Origin of the sequence: Staphylococcus sp. HMSC069D12 (genome assembly GCF_001810405.1) — a bacterium.
Classification (GTDB): domain Bacteria; phylum Bacillota; class Bacilli; order Staphylococcales; family Staphylococcaceae; genus Staphylococcus; species Staphylococcus haemolyticus.
The window spans coordinates 1-13,997 of sequence record NZ_KV801114.1 but is presented as its reverse complement, the minus strand read 5'-3'; the positions used below and the strand labels follow the sequence as shown (position 1 = coordinate 13,997).

The 13,997-nt window shown below is 33.7% G+C and carries 15 protein-coding genes; 4 read left to right on the top strand and 11 right to left on the bottom strand.

Annotated features, from left to right (window positions below):
- Nucleotides 1–65: 65 nt before the first annotated feature.
- From HMPREF2737_RS08575 to pgsB, 5 genes are read right to left on the bottom strand one after another with little or no spacing between them, the layout of a single operon-like run.
- Complete coding sequence (locus HMPREF2737_RS08575) at nucleotides 66–1,661, bottom strand: gamma-glutamyltransferase (protein WP_037550371.1); 1,596 nt, start codon at nucleotides 1,659–1,661, stop codon at nucleotides 66–68.
- A gap of 1 nt (nucleotide 1,662) precedes the next feature.
- Entirely contained in the window at nucleotides 1,663–1,839 is a 177-nt protein-coding gene (locus HMPREF2737_RS11610) for a hypothetical protein (RefSeq protein WP_011274859.1), read from the bottom strand.
- Nucleotides 1,814–2,887 carry a CapA family protein gene (locus HMPREF2737_RS08570; RefSeq protein WP_037550374.1) on the bottom strand — a complete coding sequence of 358 codons (1,074 nt, stop codon included), beginning with the start codon at nucleotides 2,885–2,887 and terminating at the stop codon, nucleotides 1,814–1,816. The genes HMPREF2737_RS11610 and HMPREF2737_RS08570 overlap by 26 nt, the downstream gene beginning before the upstream one ends.
- A gap of 23 nt (nucleotides 2,888–2,910) precedes the next feature.
- A complete protein-coding gene (pgsC, locus tag HMPREF2737_RS08565; RefSeq protein WP_016930802.1) occupies nucleotides 2,911–3,363 on the bottom strand; it encodes a poly-gamma-glutamate biosynthesis protein PgsC in 453 nt (150 codons plus the stop codon).
- 1 nt (nucleotide 3,364) lies between these two features.
- Nucleotides 3,365–4,522 carry a poly-gamma-glutamate synthase PgsB gene (gene pgsB, locus HMPREF2737_RS08560; RefSeq protein ID WP_011274856.1) on the bottom strand — a complete coding sequence of 386 codons (1,158 nt, stop codon included), beginning with the start codon at nucleotides 4,520–4,522 and terminating at the stop codon, nucleotides 3,365–3,367.
- Between the two features lie 427 nt (nucleotides 4,523–4,949).
- Between pgsB and HMPREF2737_RS08555 the strand changes: the two genes are divergently transcribed.
- On the top strand, nucleotides 4,950–5,270 hold the full coding sequence (locus HMPREF2737_RS08555) for a hypothetical protein (RefSeq protein WP_016930804.1): 321 nt from the start codon (nucleotides 4,950–4,952) through the stop codon (nucleotides 5,268–5,270).
- Between the two features lie 18 nt (nucleotides 5,271–5,288).
- On the opposite strand, the gene HMPREF2737_RS11315 is transcribed toward HMPREF2737_RS08555, so the two are convergent.
- The gene (locus HMPREF2737_RS11315; protein ID WP_141745584.1) at nucleotides 5,289–5,876 is read right to left on the bottom strand and encodes a helix-turn-helix transcriptional regulator; all 588 of its coding nucleotides are present in this window, start codon (nucleotides 5,874–5,876) and stop codon (nucleotides 5,289–5,291) included.
- A 9-nt stretch (nucleotides 5,877–5,885) separates the two neighbouring features.
- Nucleotides 5,886–6,173, bottom strand: coding sequence for a cupin domain-containing protein (locus tag HMPREF2737_RS11890; protein WP_080287544.1), 288 nt, complete (start codon nucleotides 6,171–6,173; stop codon nucleotides 5,886–5,888).
- A 114-nt stretch (nucleotides 6,174–6,287) separates the two neighbouring features.
- On the opposite strand from HMPREF2737_RS11890, the gene HMPREF2737_RS08545 reads away from it, so the two are divergent.
- Complete coding sequence (locus HMPREF2737_RS08545; RefSeq protein WP_370741157.1) at nucleotides 6,288–7,202, top strand: DMT family transporter; 915 nt, start codon at nucleotides 6,288–6,290, stop codon at nucleotides 7,200–7,202.
- A 110-nt stretch (nucleotides 7,203–7,312) separates the two neighbouring features.
- Here HMPREF2737_RS08545 and HMPREF2737_RS08540 read toward each other — a convergent pair whose 3' ends face one another.
- Nucleotides 7,313–8,284, bottom strand: coding sequence for an alpha/beta hydrolase fold domain-containing protein (locus HMPREF2737_RS08540; RefSeq protein ID WP_037550381.1), 972 nt, complete (start codon nucleotides 8,282–8,284; stop codon nucleotides 7,313–7,315).
- A 163-nt stretch (nucleotides 8,285–8,447) separates the two neighbouring features.
- On the opposite strand from HMPREF2737_RS08540, the gene HMPREF2737_RS08535 reads away from it, so the two are divergent.
- Complete coding sequence (locus HMPREF2737_RS08535; protein WP_037550384.1) at nucleotides 8,448–9,404, top strand: L-lactate dehydrogenase; 957 nt, start codon at nucleotides 8,448–8,450, stop codon at nucleotides 9,402–9,404.
- A gap of 110 nt (nucleotides 9,405–9,514) precedes the next feature.
- Here the strand turns inward: HMPREF2737_RS08535 and HMPREF2737_RS08530 are convergent, their stop codons facing one another.
- Together HMPREF2737_RS08530 and HMPREF2737_RS08525 are read right to left on the bottom strand one after the other, a co-directional pair.
- A complete protein-coding gene (locus HMPREF2737_RS08530) occupies nucleotides 9,515–9,847 on the bottom strand; it encodes a thioredoxin family protein (RefSeq protein WP_037550387.1) in 333 nt (110 codons plus the stop codon).
- Nucleotides 9,848–9,855: 8 nt separating this feature from the next.
- Nucleotides 9,856–10,272: an acyl-CoA thioesterase gene (locus HMPREF2737_RS08525; protein WP_037550390.1), complete on the bottom strand. Its 417-nt coding sequence runs from the start codon at nucleotides 10,270–10,272 to the stop codon at nucleotides 9,856–9,858.
- A gap of 200 nt (nucleotides 10,273–10,472) precedes the next feature.
- Between HMPREF2737_RS08525 and HMPREF2737_RS08520 the strand changes: the two genes are divergently transcribed.
- The gene (locus tag HMPREF2737_RS08520; RefSeq protein ID WP_037550393.1) at nucleotides 10,473–11,522 is read left to right on the top strand and encodes a zinc-dependent alcohol dehydrogenase family protein; all 1,050 of its coding nucleotides are present in this window, start codon (nucleotides 10,473–10,475) and stop codon (nucleotides 11,520–11,522) included.
- A gap of 173 nt (nucleotides 11,523–11,695) precedes the next feature.
- On the opposite strand, the gene ptsG is transcribed toward HMPREF2737_RS08520, so the two are convergent.
- Nucleotides 11,696–13,723, bottom strand: a complete 2,028-nt coding sequence (ptsG, locus tag HMPREF2737_RS08515; protein ID WP_037550396.1) for a glucose-specific PTS transporter subunit IIBC — start codon at nucleotides 13,721–13,723, stop codon at nucleotides 11,696–11,698.
- Nucleotides 13,724–13,997: the final 274 nt, after the last annotated feature.

The window sequence follows — 13,997 nt, the reverse complement described above, 5'->3', positions numbered from 1 at the left end:
AGTAGGCTGAGACATTTTATTTTGTCCCAGCCTCTCAAAAATATTATTTTGCTTTTACCAAACCATTATCTATTACCAACATCTTGACCGATTTCAACAGTTTGATCATTTTTATTATATATTGCACCTTGAACACTACCAAAGTTTGCGTCATTACGTTTTTCTTTAACACCATATCCCATACTCTTGAATGTATTGATATCTTCATCACTTGTCGCATTCTCATAATAAACTGTACCACCATCGTTATAAAAACGTGGTTTATCAATAGATTCTTGTAGGGAACCGTCACCTCTTAAATAGTCAATCAACACTTCATTTAAGGTGGTAGGAATTTTGTTTCCACCTGGTGTACCAATACCCATATAGAAATCCGGACCAACAACAATGGATGGTGATGTATAAGAACGTGGTGCTTTATGTTTTCCACCATAGTTTGGACTATTAGGATCACTTGAGAAGTTTGTTAAAGAGTTGTTCATATAGAAACCTTGTTTAACAAATTTACCTGAACCAAAGAAACTAGATAACGTATTTGTAGTACTAGCAAGCTTACCATTCTTATCAATGACAACAAAATGAGTTGTACTCGTCGTATCTAATGACGTATCAAAATCACTATTCATTTCATTACCGCCACTATTTACATTATTTAAATTGTCTAATAAATAATTTTCCGATAAGTGTGAGTCGTTATTCGCTTCCTGACCATTAACAATATCTCTATTTCGGTACATTACATCACGTGATTTAATAATGCCATTGATATAATCTGTTCTATCATTATTTGTATTGGCACTTTCATCAATTTTTAAACCTTGTAACATTAAAACCCCACCTAAAGGATTTGATGCAGAGTATATTGTATTATTTAAATATTTAGTTGATACTGGTTTCTTTTCTTCAGTTTTAAATGTTGAAAAGTCTTTCTCAACTAATTCACTATCGATTTGTTTAGATACACTCTTAGCAATATCCTTATAGAAATATTTAGGCCCCTTATCTCTAATACCTTTAAGTGTTTTAGCTAAAGCGGGCTGTTTAACTACATCGCCTTCACGTACTGTACGTTTCCCTTTGAAGAAAGATGAATTTCGATCGATATCAGAACCGTAGATTTTCAAACTACGCTCTAATTCTGAATCAACTTCGAAGCCATCTTCGGCTAATGGCACTACGTAACTAAAAATTTTCTTCTCATCCATTTTACCTTCTCGTTGATGCATATCATGCATACCTTGCACAAATCCAGGTGTACCAATTTCATCGCCTTTCTTATAATTATAAGAAGATAGCGTTTTATATTCGTACATCTTTGGTTCTTCGCCTTCATTACCGTTATATGTAAGCGTGGCACCACCGCCACCTAAACCTGACGAATGCGGTTCTGTTACCGCTAGCGCATAAGAAACACCCATAGCTGCGTCTACTGCATTACCACCATCTTCAATAATTTTATTACCGACACGCGTGGCAATCGCATTATTAGATGCTACGCCATATTTTTTATTACTGCCAGATGATTTATGATCTGCAATTTTATTTTCGAATAATGTATCTTTATCAGGTCTGTCTTCTTTATTAAAGTAGTAAAAGACAAATGATATTAAAATGGTGATAACTAAAATGACTGATAATGTCACTTTACTATAAATATTCATACTAACTGGCCCCTTTAGATAAATATTGCTCCGTTGCATCTTTTAATTCATTTTTCTCATAGTTATCAAGGCCTTCGTTCGCTTTGGCAAACGTCACCATCAATAGAATTGCAATTATAATGAGCGTTGTTACAATACCTAACCAATGTTTTTTAATATTCAAAGGTATATCCTCCATTCTCCTCTTTAAGGTGAATTGATTTATCATTTATATTATTGTAATAACGTTGTGCCTCCATCTTATTCATGTTGTCTTTCGTTATTTTGCCATCTGCACCACGTACAGGTGTAATGCTAAATTTATTATTCTGCCCATTCCAATCGTGCTGAACTACCATACCTTTTTGGTTTTTAGATAAGAATGAATCTGATGTTAAATTACCTAAACTATAGAAGATAGTTGCATTTTTATATTTTTCAACTTTTTGGACAACTGAGTTATGACCAATGATTACATCTGCACCGGATTTCACTAGCGCATGTGCGTATTCTTTTTGACGATCCGTCACACTACGTTCATTGGTAATACCCCAATCCACGTTTACGACAACTAAATCGTTATTTTCTTTTAAGTTTTTGATTAATGGAACAAATATTTTTGGGTCTAAACTAATAGATGTTGTATTTTTAAGTGGATCTTCATAGTTTGAACCTACGTCAGTGAATGACACGTTAGCTATTTTTTTACCTTTAACCGTTTGTTGCACCGTCTTACTATTAATTGGGTTAGAGCCATTACCAGTCATAAAGTTATAATCCGTTTGTGCTTCCACTTGTTTACTTAAATCTTGGGCTTGCACGTTATCAATCGTATTATTAATTAAATTGACACTTTTAACATTTTCTTTTTTCAAGAACATTATATTCTCAATATTCTTCTTAATATTCGTTTTAGGATCATTTGAGAAATGGCTCACTAGAAGTGAAGCAGTTGAAAAGTCACTTTGTTGAAGTGGTTGCTTTAACCCTTTAAACACTTCGTTAAGTTCCATTTGTCGAAAATGTTTATTCAATGTGATATTACCTAAATATGTACTACGAATATAATCATTACCTGAGCTTGGCATTGCCTCGACTGGCTCAACTTTTACAGCTCTAATAGCGAATACTAGAAGTACAAGTGCCACAATTAAAACGATAATTGTATAGCTAAAATTGAAACGTTTGTGACGTTTCGATTGCTTAAGTAACCATTCGCTCGCTGATAACCGTTTTTTCTTTTTCATTACTCTGCGCTCCTTGCTCGCGATTAATTAATAAAGCTATATAAGAATAAGATGACATACGTGATACATGTAAGTAACATCGTTGATGATAACGTAATCACGACACCTTGCTTTTGAATTGTATTCGCAATGATTCCAGGAATAACGACACCAATACCAGACACTTCAACCATTTCAAATGGAGTCAATGGATAAATCAAGTCGAACAGGAATTTAAGTACCATCCCAGTTAAAATCATCGCCGCAAATTTTCTTCTTCCGTACAAAATAACCCATCTACTAATACCATATGTAACTATGAAAAATGTTAAACAACTAATGACTAACACAGATAACAACATGATGGGTTGATCGAATATAAGTGCTAAATAACCCGGTACAACGAGTCCTGCTGGATTAATCCCAAATTTCTCGGCAAATATTAAACTTAATACAATACCGACAAATAGGGAGAAGTATAATTCTGAACCTATCATTTTATTCTATCCCTTCTATAAATTCTGCTATTCTACCACCTGGACCATGAATATTTCCTACACAGAATATGAGTGCGTTTTGTGACTCTTGCAAAATAGCTTTCTCAATTTCTGGGAACTCACGGTTTTCAAAATTAAGATATTTTTTATCAGGTAAGTGTTGCATTAAGTCTGTCACCATTTGTGTACTTTTACCTGTACAAATGAGTGTGTCAAAGTCTACATCATCAATAAAATTTTCAACAAATTGACGCGTTCTATCTACCCTATCTGAACGACAATTTAAAATCACTACTTTTTTCGTATATGGATAGTTATAAGATTCAACTTTGTTTAAAATAGCTTTTGTCGATTGAGGTTCATTAGCAGCAAATGCATTAACAAATACATTTCGTGTGCGATTTGCATTAAAGTATTTGATTTCAACCGCACCAGGATCAGGTGGTGCATTTAACATGCCTCTCAATGCAGTTTCCTTATCAACGCCAACAGCTTCTGCAACGCCTAATGCAATAGCAACATTATCTGGGAAGACGAGATATGGAAACTTTCTTAAATATGATTCTGGAACTTCATCTTTATCTACGACAATTAACTTTGTTTTACGTTTTTTAGCTTCTTTTGCGAAGAATTTCGTATAGTCGTCTTTCATAACAACTAAAGTCCCTTTGTAAGGAATTGTTGCAGTAAACGCTTGAGCAACATCTTGAAGTGTAGGTCCAAGCACGTCCATGTGGTCTTCCATGACATTGACGATAACGCCTATATTGGCTTTAACTAAATCTTTTTGAAAAGTAATTTGATAGTCTGGATTAACTGCCATACATTCATTAACTAAAGAGTCAGCTTTTTGTTTAACAACTTTACGCACAATGTCACGTTGTTCACCAATATTCGCGCCTTGTGGTTTTCTAATAACGGGGTATTCCTTGTCAGTAAACCAATACAACATTCGAGCATCTGTGCCAGTGGTTTTACCAATAACATGATAATGGTCTTCTCTTAATACGCTATAAATCATTCTCGTAATCGTTGATTTACCACGAATACCATTTATGTTGATTCTAATTGGAATCTTATTGAGTCGATTAGTATGGCGATTCTTCTCTTTAATACCAAGCCATAAAATCAATGCGATACAAATTATAATGAGAATCACAGTGTAGTACCTCTCTTTAATTGTTTTAATATTAAGTTGTCTAAATACGTATTTCATTGCTATGTATATCAAAAATGTCTTTAAACATTTTCTATAGAAGTGACTAATAAATCCAAACGCTCTTGCTTCATATGAACATAATAAATAAATTATTACTTCTAATAAGGGTATGCTATCATGTGCGTATTTAGTCAGTTTTAACATTGTAAATCTAATGTAAAATTATATTAACAAAGATTAATTTTTTTAGAAATATTCAATATTTTACTTTTATAAATAAAGAATGAATTTAAAAATATATTTCTAAAATTTAAATTTAGTTCTAGTTATTTGAAAAATTATCAAATATTTACGTCGCATTTACATTAGATTAAAATTCTGATGTTAATTTAGAGGTAATTAAAGATACAACTTTAGGAGGATACTGATGGGTAAACCTTTGACTAAACCTGTTAAGATAGCAATTAGCATATATTTAGCAATGGTATTATTAGTTTGTTCAAGCTATTTGGTATTGATTCTTGTGGGTAGCTTACAAGGCAATGATATGAGTAGTTCAGTTTTAGACACAGACCATCAACACATTAATAGTGTTACTAAAGATTCTAACGAAGGCATAAATGATACAAAGTTAAATAAAGCTTCAGCAACAAGTGATGATGTTGCCAAAGAAGAAACCGTTTCAAATACAAATGATACAATTTCAAATACAGATACTGAAAAAGTAGGTGCAAGCTCATCTGATTGATGACACTATGCACCTACTTTATTTTAAATACTTTGCATATTTTATTTGAAATTGCTTAGGAGTGAGTGAATATTTCTGCTTAAAATTTTGTATAAAGTAACTTGTAGTTGAGAATCCACAATCCATTGCCACTTCAGTCACATTTTTATGATGATACATGAGTTGCTTAGCACTCTGCTCTAGTCGATAATTTTGTAAGAAATTGAATGGCGTGTCCCCTGCAAATCGTTTAAACAACTTAATCGTCTCCGCTTCGCTCATATGAACCATATGACTTAACTCACTCAGTTGCACCTTTTTATGATAATGACTTTGTAAGTATTCAATACATTGTTTAACTCTTGGATCAAAGAAATATTGATTGATTTGTTCATATTGATCAAAAATATTTAAAAGATGATTTAGACATTGATAAAATTCGCTAAGAATTTGCAGTTGATAATAATCTCTGTGTGATAAGTAAATATGTCCTACTATCTCAATACGCCGTAACAAACTTACATTTTCTTCATCTTTTGGTATTAATTTAATAAATGGAATGGACTGTGCTTGATTAACAATTCGACTAACATAAGTAAAATTGATATATTCCGTGACATTGGGCAATCCAATGTTCTAGCAATAGAAACGCGCGCCTTCATTCGCGTCACGAATTTCATGTACAACGTTTGAATTAATAAATAATCCTTCCCCTTCATGTATCTCCAATGTATTTTCTGCTAACTTTACCTTAATCACACCGTTTGTGACATACATAAATTGCAAGGCATAATGCCAATGTAAAGGTATATATCCGAGTAATGTCTCACTCAATGATGTATGTAGAATGACATGCGGCCAACGTCGATCAGGATAATTAATCTTTTCTTCTAAGTCTTCATTAATAATAATTTCGGAAACCATATCGCATCACCTCAATATCTTGTTACTTTTAATTGCTATTTGAGTATTATCAAATTTATATACATTATATTATGAGATTTATAATAAAACAAAATACAGATGGAGGTGCATTCAATGAATCACACACAACACAGATTAAAAGGAGTATTATTTGCAATTATAGGTGCTACTTTATGGGGATTAGGTGGGACTGTTTCCGACTTACTCTTTAATCAACGAGATATTGAAGTGGATTGGTATGTTACTGCTCGCCTACTAATAAGTGGCATCTTCTTGTTGAGTCTGTACAAACTATTACATCCTAAGCAATCTATGTTTATTGTTTTTAAGAAGCCCAAAACAATTGTTAGTTTGTTTATATATAGTTTAATCGGGATGCTTTTTGTCCAATACGCTTATATGGCATCCATCGCAACCGGCAATGTCGCAGTAGCTACACTTCTCCAATACATTGCACCAGTCTATATCATTATTTGGTTCGTCATACGTGGTCTTGATGTATTTCGTCCTTTTGATATTTTAGCCATTACAATGACACTAATTGGGACTTTTTTACTTTTAACAAATGGATCTATCTCTCATTTAGTCGTACCACCTACGAGTTTGTTCTGGGGAATCATCTCTGGCTTAGCACTTGCGTTTTACACGATTTATGCCACAGGCTTACTTGAAAAGTTTCCTTCAATTCTAATCGTAGGATGGGCAATGATTATTTCAGGTTGTGCAATGAGTTTCAAGCATCCTATATGGGATGTTAGCTTTAGCAACATGAGTGCATCTACAATCATTTATTTAATTTTTGGTATTATCGCTGGGACTACTTTCGCATTTTATCTATTTATAGATAGTCTTAAATACTTATCACCTAAGGAGACAACGTTATTAGGTACGATTGAACCAGTGATAGCAGTTGTTACAAGTGCATTATGGCTTGGTGTTACTTTCCAATCAGTCCAAGTCATTGGAATCGTATTAATTCTTATTTTAATTTTAATGTTGTCACTTAAGAAACAACCTGAAGAAATGTAATCAATAATGTAGCGCCAAGGAATTGAACGATGACTAGCCTGAATGGCACAGAATTCTTCGTGAATTCTTCGTGTCACTTTAGTAATCATCTCGTCCTCGGCGCTTAATTTTTATAGAATAATTGATTTAAGTTGTGTAAAGAATTTCTGTCTTTCTGGTAATGGGAAGATAGGATAAATGTGGAATAAATTATATCCTGGCATAAAATCATGTTCAATACCTTTATCATTAAGCATTTGGGATAATTTTAAAGCGTCAGGGTATAACGTTTCCTTAGTACCAATAAAAATGGATAATCGACCTAATCCTTCTAAGTCACCGTTAATTGGCGATATTCTATAGTCCTCAACAGGTAATTGGCCAGCCCATAATTTTATAAAGTATTTACTACCTTCTATACCTAACATTGGATCAATGCGTTCATACGTTTTAGCATCTGGATTGCTTAACGTACCATCTAACACTGGAGATAGCATTACAATATGTCCAGGTTGTGGAAGTGTAGTTTCTGCTTTTAAATATTCGGCAAATGACAATGCAATTTGTCCGCCTGCAGAATCTCCCATCACAATAAGCTGTTCACTGCTTTCAACTTTGGCAGCTTGTTTATCATAAATAAGTTTTAATAATTCGAATGTAGTACGATAATCACGATGAGGTACTTTAGGATATATCGGCATAATGACCTTCGCATCAAGTTGTCCTGCGAGTTCATCTATAAAATTAAAATGATTATCTAGTGGATCTTGGAACCATGCACCACCATGAATATATAAAACAACTTTTTGTTGATGGTTACGTTGGTCATTCACAATATATGTGACGCACCCATTCCAACTTTTTGTTCGAACGTCATGTTTAAATTCATAACTAGTGCCACCATATTTTCCAGCTGTAATTTCTTTCGTTTCTTCCAATGCTTTTTTCGCGTCCGCTTCATTTTCAAACGTTTTTTTCATGCCAGACATTCGTATATATTTTTCAGTTATAAAACTTTTGTAACTGCGTTTCTCTTTAACTTTAATAAATGCTAATGTTCCTAATATCGCAGATGTTGCTACGGTTATCATACTTTTTTTCATAGCTTAAACGACCTCCTATACATGTCTATATTATAAACCTTAAACGACAATTCATTTAGTAATTAACACTGTTATCGTTAAACAATATTTTCATTTTAAGGAAAACATGCTATCCTTATATAAATTATCTGAATTTTCAAATTATAAAAGGAGGCAACGATTTATGGCACGTCATAAAATTGTACTTATTGGAAGTGGCTATGTAGGGTCTGCGTTTGCACATGCAATCATAGCTAAAGGTTTAGTGGATGAGATGACAATTATAGATATTGATGAGGATAAGGCTAAAGCAGATGTGTGGGATTTAAATCATGCGACTCCATTTGGCGATAACTTCGTAAATGTGCATGTCGGACAGTATGAAGACTGTAAAGACGCTGATATTGTAGTGATTTGTGCAAGTGCTAAACTTGCTAAAGGTGAAACACGTCTTAAGCTACTAGAAGATAATGTAGACATTTTTGTACCAATGATTCAACGTATTGTAGATAGTGGTTTCGATGGCTACTTTGTATTACCTTCCAATCCCGTCGACATTATGAGTTACGTCGTTAAACGAGTGTCGAATTTTCCTAAAAACAAAATCATTGGTTCAGGCACTTCTTTAGATACTGCGCGTTTCCAATTCTTTTTAAGTCGAGAATTCGATGTAGCACCGAATCAAGTCTATGCACCTATTATTGGTGAACATGGTGATTCACAAGTCGCAGTATGGTCACACGCACAAATTGCAGGTGAGCCGGTGTTAGATTTATTACCTTCTAATGCGAATATAGAAGCATTTAAGACTTCCATTTCCAACCGTACAACTCAAATTGGTTACGATATTTATGTTCGAAAAGGCACAACCAATTTCGGAATATCACTAAGTCTAGTTAGAATTGTAGAAGCCATCTTATTTAATAAAAATATCATTATGAATGTTTCAAGTTACGTTGGAGGTGAATATGGATTGAGTGATGTATATATCGGTGTACCTACCGTTATTAACGGAAATGGTGCTGACCGAATTATTGAATTAGCTCTCTCAAAAGAAGAATTATCACAGCTACGTCATTCTGCTGATATCATCTTAGACTATCAGCGACAAGCCGATGCTATCATTGATCAAATGTGCTGATATTAAAAGTAAGTTACTACGGAGCGGGACAGAAATTAATTCGTAACCCCAGCTTGCTTTATTTGTAGAATTTCTTTATGAAATTCTCTTTGCTGGGGCCCGCTCTCACTTTATGTTTCAAAGCAACTATCATACATTAATTTCAACTGATTTTCGAAGCGTTGCATATCTATAAATCGAGCTTGGCGATGCATTTCTTTACCATTCATAAAGATTAAATCAACGGGTACAGTAAATATAGATAATTTACCTGCAATGGTTTCGACATCTGATTGATTTATGACGGCGAGTTCTGTATTAGGGTAAGATGCTACAATATCTTCAATTTGTGGTAATACTGCATGGCACACTGAACAATGATCCCGCATTACGTGAACTACTACTAACTGATTATTATTAATAATTTGATGGAATGCTTCCATATTACTTAAATGCTTTGCCATATACTCACCTATACTTTCACGTATTTTAATAAGTTTTGAAATACCTCTGGCATCTTAGTTACTCTTTGATGTTCTAAATCTAAGAAACCACCTGTTTGCTGTCCAATACATTGTACTTTATCTCCAGAGGTAATTTCGAATTGAAATACCCATTTCATTCTTCCACCTTTAACAAACCAGCAACGCCCAACAGGTTTATCGTGTATCGTAATTGGAACTTTATACTCTATTTCTGTCTTCATTAATATTGGCGATATATGTTGCTTCATCATTTCTGAAAATGTCATATATTCATTAATAAATATTTTACGTAAATCTTCAAACCAACGTATATAGACGATATTACTTACAATCCCCATTGCATCGATATCGTAATTGTTAACTTCGATTTCTCTTTCGGCGACTAACAAGCCTTCATATCCCATAAAATATAATCTCCTTTAAGTCATCATTCAATTATATTCTACGACGTTTATATGCATTTTTCATCTACTTTAACTATACAACATTTAATGGGCGAACTATATATGTCTATTTTATTATATATTATTTTTATTAAATACATAACCAAATTTACATGATATAATGATTATGAAAATATTCACATATTTTAGGAGGATGATTCATAAGAAAAGTTTATGAAAAGTCAGGCGTTGAAAAATTGATTGATAAAGAGAAACCATTCATTACGGAAAGTACAGATGCAATTATTAGAATGGTCAAAACAACGATTTGTGGTACTGATCTACATATTATTAAAGGCGATACACCGGAAGTACCATCAAACACAACACTTGGCCATGAAGGTATTGGTATCGTTGAATCAGTTGGTTCAAGTGTAAACAACTTCAAAGTTGGAGATAAAGTCATTGTTTCTTGTATCTCATCGTGTGGTAAATGTTACTACTGTAAAAAAGGTATTTATGCACATTGTGAAAAAGATGGCGGTTGGATATTAGGTCACCTCATCGATGGTACACAAGCAGAATATGTTAAAGTACTTTTCGCAGACAACTCTTTATACCATGCACCAGAATCTTTACCAGACGAAGCACTCGTTATGCTCTCGGACATTTTACCAACGGGTTATGAAATTGGTGTTTTAAAAGGTAAAGTTAAACCAGGTAGTACGGTTGCGATAGTAGGTGCAGGTCCAGTTGGTTTAGCTGCATTATTAACAGCACAATTTTATTCACCTTCTAAAATTATTATGCTCGATTTGGATGATAATCGTTTAGCAACTGCCAAGGAATTAGGTGCTACACATACAATTAATTCAACAAATGTTGAAGATGCTGTTGCTCAAGTAAAAACATTGAACCATCGTGGTGTGGACGTAGCCATTGAAGATGTTGGTACTCCACAAACCTTTGATTTATGTCAAAAGTTAATTGGTGTTGACGGCACATTCGCTAATGTTGGCGTTCATGGATTGCCAGTACAATTTGATATCGATAAATTATGGATTAAGAATATCAATGTGACAACAGGTTTAGTTCCTGCTAATACCACTGAAGAATTGTTGGAAGCTCTCAAATCTAAAATCATTCAACCTGAACAACTCGTGACACATTATAGTAAATTAAGTGATATTGAACATGCTTATGATTTATTCAGAAATGCTACAGATCATAAAGCTATCAAATTATTAATTGAGAATGATATAACTGAATAATGTTGTTTATTAAATAAAAAATAAGGGGGACAGCATTCTTTCTGAATTCGTCGCCCCGCCATGGCAAAGAGGATTAGAATTGAAAACTTTGAGACAACATCTTTTCAATTCAGTCATCGACTGCCAAACATAAAACAAGCCTGAGACACATATGATGTCCCAGGCTTGTTTTATTATTTAATTGTCATAATGCGTTTACCAGGATCTACTGAATCAACATCATCGAATGTTAATGTTTTATCACCCTGATTTGTAATAATCACTGGTGTGACAACACTTGGCGCATGTTCTTTTAAGTATGCTAAATTAATTTTCATTAATGGTTGACCTTGTGTGACAGGTTCATTGACATCGACTAAACTTTCGAAGCCTTCACCATTCAATTTCACTGTATCGATACCAATATGAATTAATACTTCAATTCCTGTATCAGATTCTAAACCGATGGCATGTTTCGTTGGGAAAATCGTTTTAACTGTACCATCAAATGGTGCTACAATTTCGCCTTTTTCAGGAACAAATCCAATACCGTCACCCATCATTTTTTCTGAGAATACTTTATCTGGCACTTCAGATAATGGAATAATATGACCCGTACCTGGTGCATAGATATCAGTTTCTTTTACCTCTTCCAACTGTACTGGCTCATCTGATGTATCTTCAGTCACAGTGGTTTCACTAGGTTTTGTGATGTCTCCATTCATAATACGTGCCATATCATGTTTAATTTGATCTGATTTAGGTCCAAAAATCGCTTGCATATTATTTCCTACTTCAAGCACCCCTGAAGCACCAAGCGCTTTTAGTCCTTCAACGTCTACTTTAGATTTATCATTGACTTCAACACGTAAACGCGTAATACAAGCATCTAAATGCTTGATATTTTCTTTACCGCCCATTGCATTTAACACATCAAATGGTAATTTACTTGCAGATGTATTAGCTACAGAGGCTTGTTTATCTTCACGACCTGGCGTTTTGAAGTTGAATTTAACAATTAAGAATCTAAATACTACATAATAAATGACAGCGTAAACTAATCCTACCGGAATCACTAACCACCATGGTGTTTTATTTGGAAGAATACCTAATAAAACAAAATCTATGAATCCTCCAGAGAATGTATATCCTAGATGTAAATTTAGTAGATAAAGCGTTAAAAATGATAATCCATCAAGTACTGCATGAATAAAGAATAATAATGGTGCTACGAATAAGAATGAAAATTCTAATGGTTCAGTAATACCAGTTAAGAATGATGTTAAAGCTGCTGATAACATCAAGCCTCCAACTACCTTTTTATTCTCAGGTTTAGCTGTTTGATAAATTGCTAATGCTGCTGCTGGTAATCCAAACATCATAACAGGAAATTCACCTTGCATGAATTTACCTGAAGTTAAATGAACACCTTCACGTATTTGCTCAATAAAAATACGTTGATCTCCTCGAATAATTTCTCCAGCTGCATTTTTCCAAGAACCAAATTCAAACCAAAATGGCGCATGGAAAATATGATGTAAACCAAATGGAATAAGTAATCGTTTAATAAATCCAAATAAGAATACTGCCAATCCAGTATTAGAATCTAATAAACCTGTACTAAATGCATTTAATCCATTTTGAATGAATGGCCAAATCCAAGCCATTGGGAAAGCTAAAATAAACGATGTCGTTGCCATCATAATCGGCACAAAACGTTTACCCGCAAAGAATCCTAAATATGATGGTAAGGAAATATTATAAAACTTGTTATAACACCAAGCTGCTAGAGCCCCTATAATAATCCCACCAAACACTCCAGTTTGAAGTGTAGGTATGCCTAAAACATTTGCGAATCCTTTAGATGGGTCTTCCAATTGTGCTGGCGTAACATTTAAGAATGCTCCCATTGTTTTATTCATAATAATAAATCCGACAAAAGCTGCAATGGCTGCTACACCATCTCCACCTGCTAGTCCTATTGCTACACCGAGTGCAAAAATGATAGGTAAGTTATCAAAAATAATACCACCAGCACCTGTCATCATGTTAGCAATATTTTGAATTACTCCATTTTTAATAAATGGAAGATATTGCTGTAATGCTTCACCTTGAAAAGCTGTTCCAATTGCTAGTAATAATCCAGCTGCAGGCAAGATTGCCACAGGTAACATTAATGCTTTACCAATTCTTTGCAATTGTCCAAATAGCTTTTTAAACATTTTGATTCAATCCTTTCAATGTATCTTTTTACGCATTAAAAAAGCATGACCAAATAAGCTCATCATTTATGACAAAAATAATGATAGCTTATCTGCTCATGCCTAATCGAATAGTAACACGCAGTTCTTTTTTAACAATTTAATTATACCTATAATATAAAGCGTTTTCAATATTTTTTTGCTAATATCTTACATTTTTTATAATTTAAATATTCGGCTCTAGGTCAAATCGGACTGATAAGTCCAAATATTGAGATTAAGCAACCTTAGGTTG

What these genes read in the sequence shown, in the direction of transcription:
- HMPREF2737_RS08575 (WP_037550371.1), bottom strand. Translation starts at nt 1,661, where the DNA reads ATGAATATTTATAGTAAAGTGACATTATCAGTCATTTTAGTTATCACC.
- HMPREF2737_RS11610 (WP_011274859.1), bottom strand. Translation starts at nt 1,839, where the DNA reads ATGGAGGATATACCTTTGAATATTAAAAAACATTGGTTAGGTATTGTA.
- HMPREF2737_RS08570 (WP_037550374.1), bottom strand. Translation starts at nt 2,887, where the DNA reads ATGAAAAAGAAAAAACGGTTATCAGCGAGCGAATGGTTACTTAAGCAA.
- pgsC (WP_016930802.1), bottom strand. Translation starts at nt 3,363, where the DNA reads ATGATAGGTTCAGAATTATACTTCTCCCTATTTGTCGGTATTGTATTA.
- HMPREF2737_RS08555 (WP_016930804.1), top strand. Translation starts at nt 4,950, where the DNA reads ATGGGTAAACCTTTGACTAAACCTGTTAAGATAGCAATTAGCATATAT.
- HMPREF2737_RS11890 (WP_080287544.1), bottom strand. Translation starts at nt 6,173, where the DNA reads ATGGTTTCCGAAATTATTATTAATGAAGACTTAGAAGAAAAGATTAAT.
- HMPREF2737_RS08545 (WP_370741157.1), top strand. Translation starts at nt 6,288, where the DNA reads ATGAATCACACACAACACAGATTAAAAGGAGTATTATTTGCAATTATA.
- HMPREF2737_RS08540 (WP_037550381.1), bottom strand. Translation starts at nt 8,284, where the DNA reads ATGAAAAAAAGTATGATAACCGTAGCAACATCTGCGATATTAGGAACA.
- HMPREF2737_RS08535 (WP_037550384.1), top strand. Translation starts at nt 8,448, where the DNA reads ATGGCACGTCATAAAATTGTACTTATTGGAAGTGGCTATGTAGGGTCT.
- HMPREF2737_RS08530 (WP_037550387.1), bottom strand. Translation starts at nt 9,847, where the DNA reads ATGGCAAAGCATTTAAGTAATATGGAAGCATTCCATCAAATTATTAAT.
- HMPREF2737_RS08525 (WP_037550390.1), bottom strand. Translation starts at nt 10,272, where the DNA reads ATGGGATATGAAGGCTTGTTAGTCGCCGAAAGAGAAATCGAAGTTAAC.
- ptsG (WP_037550396.1), bottom strand. Translation starts at nt 13,723, where the DNA reads ATGTTTAAAAAGCTATTTGGACAATTGCAAAGAATTGGTAAAGCATTA.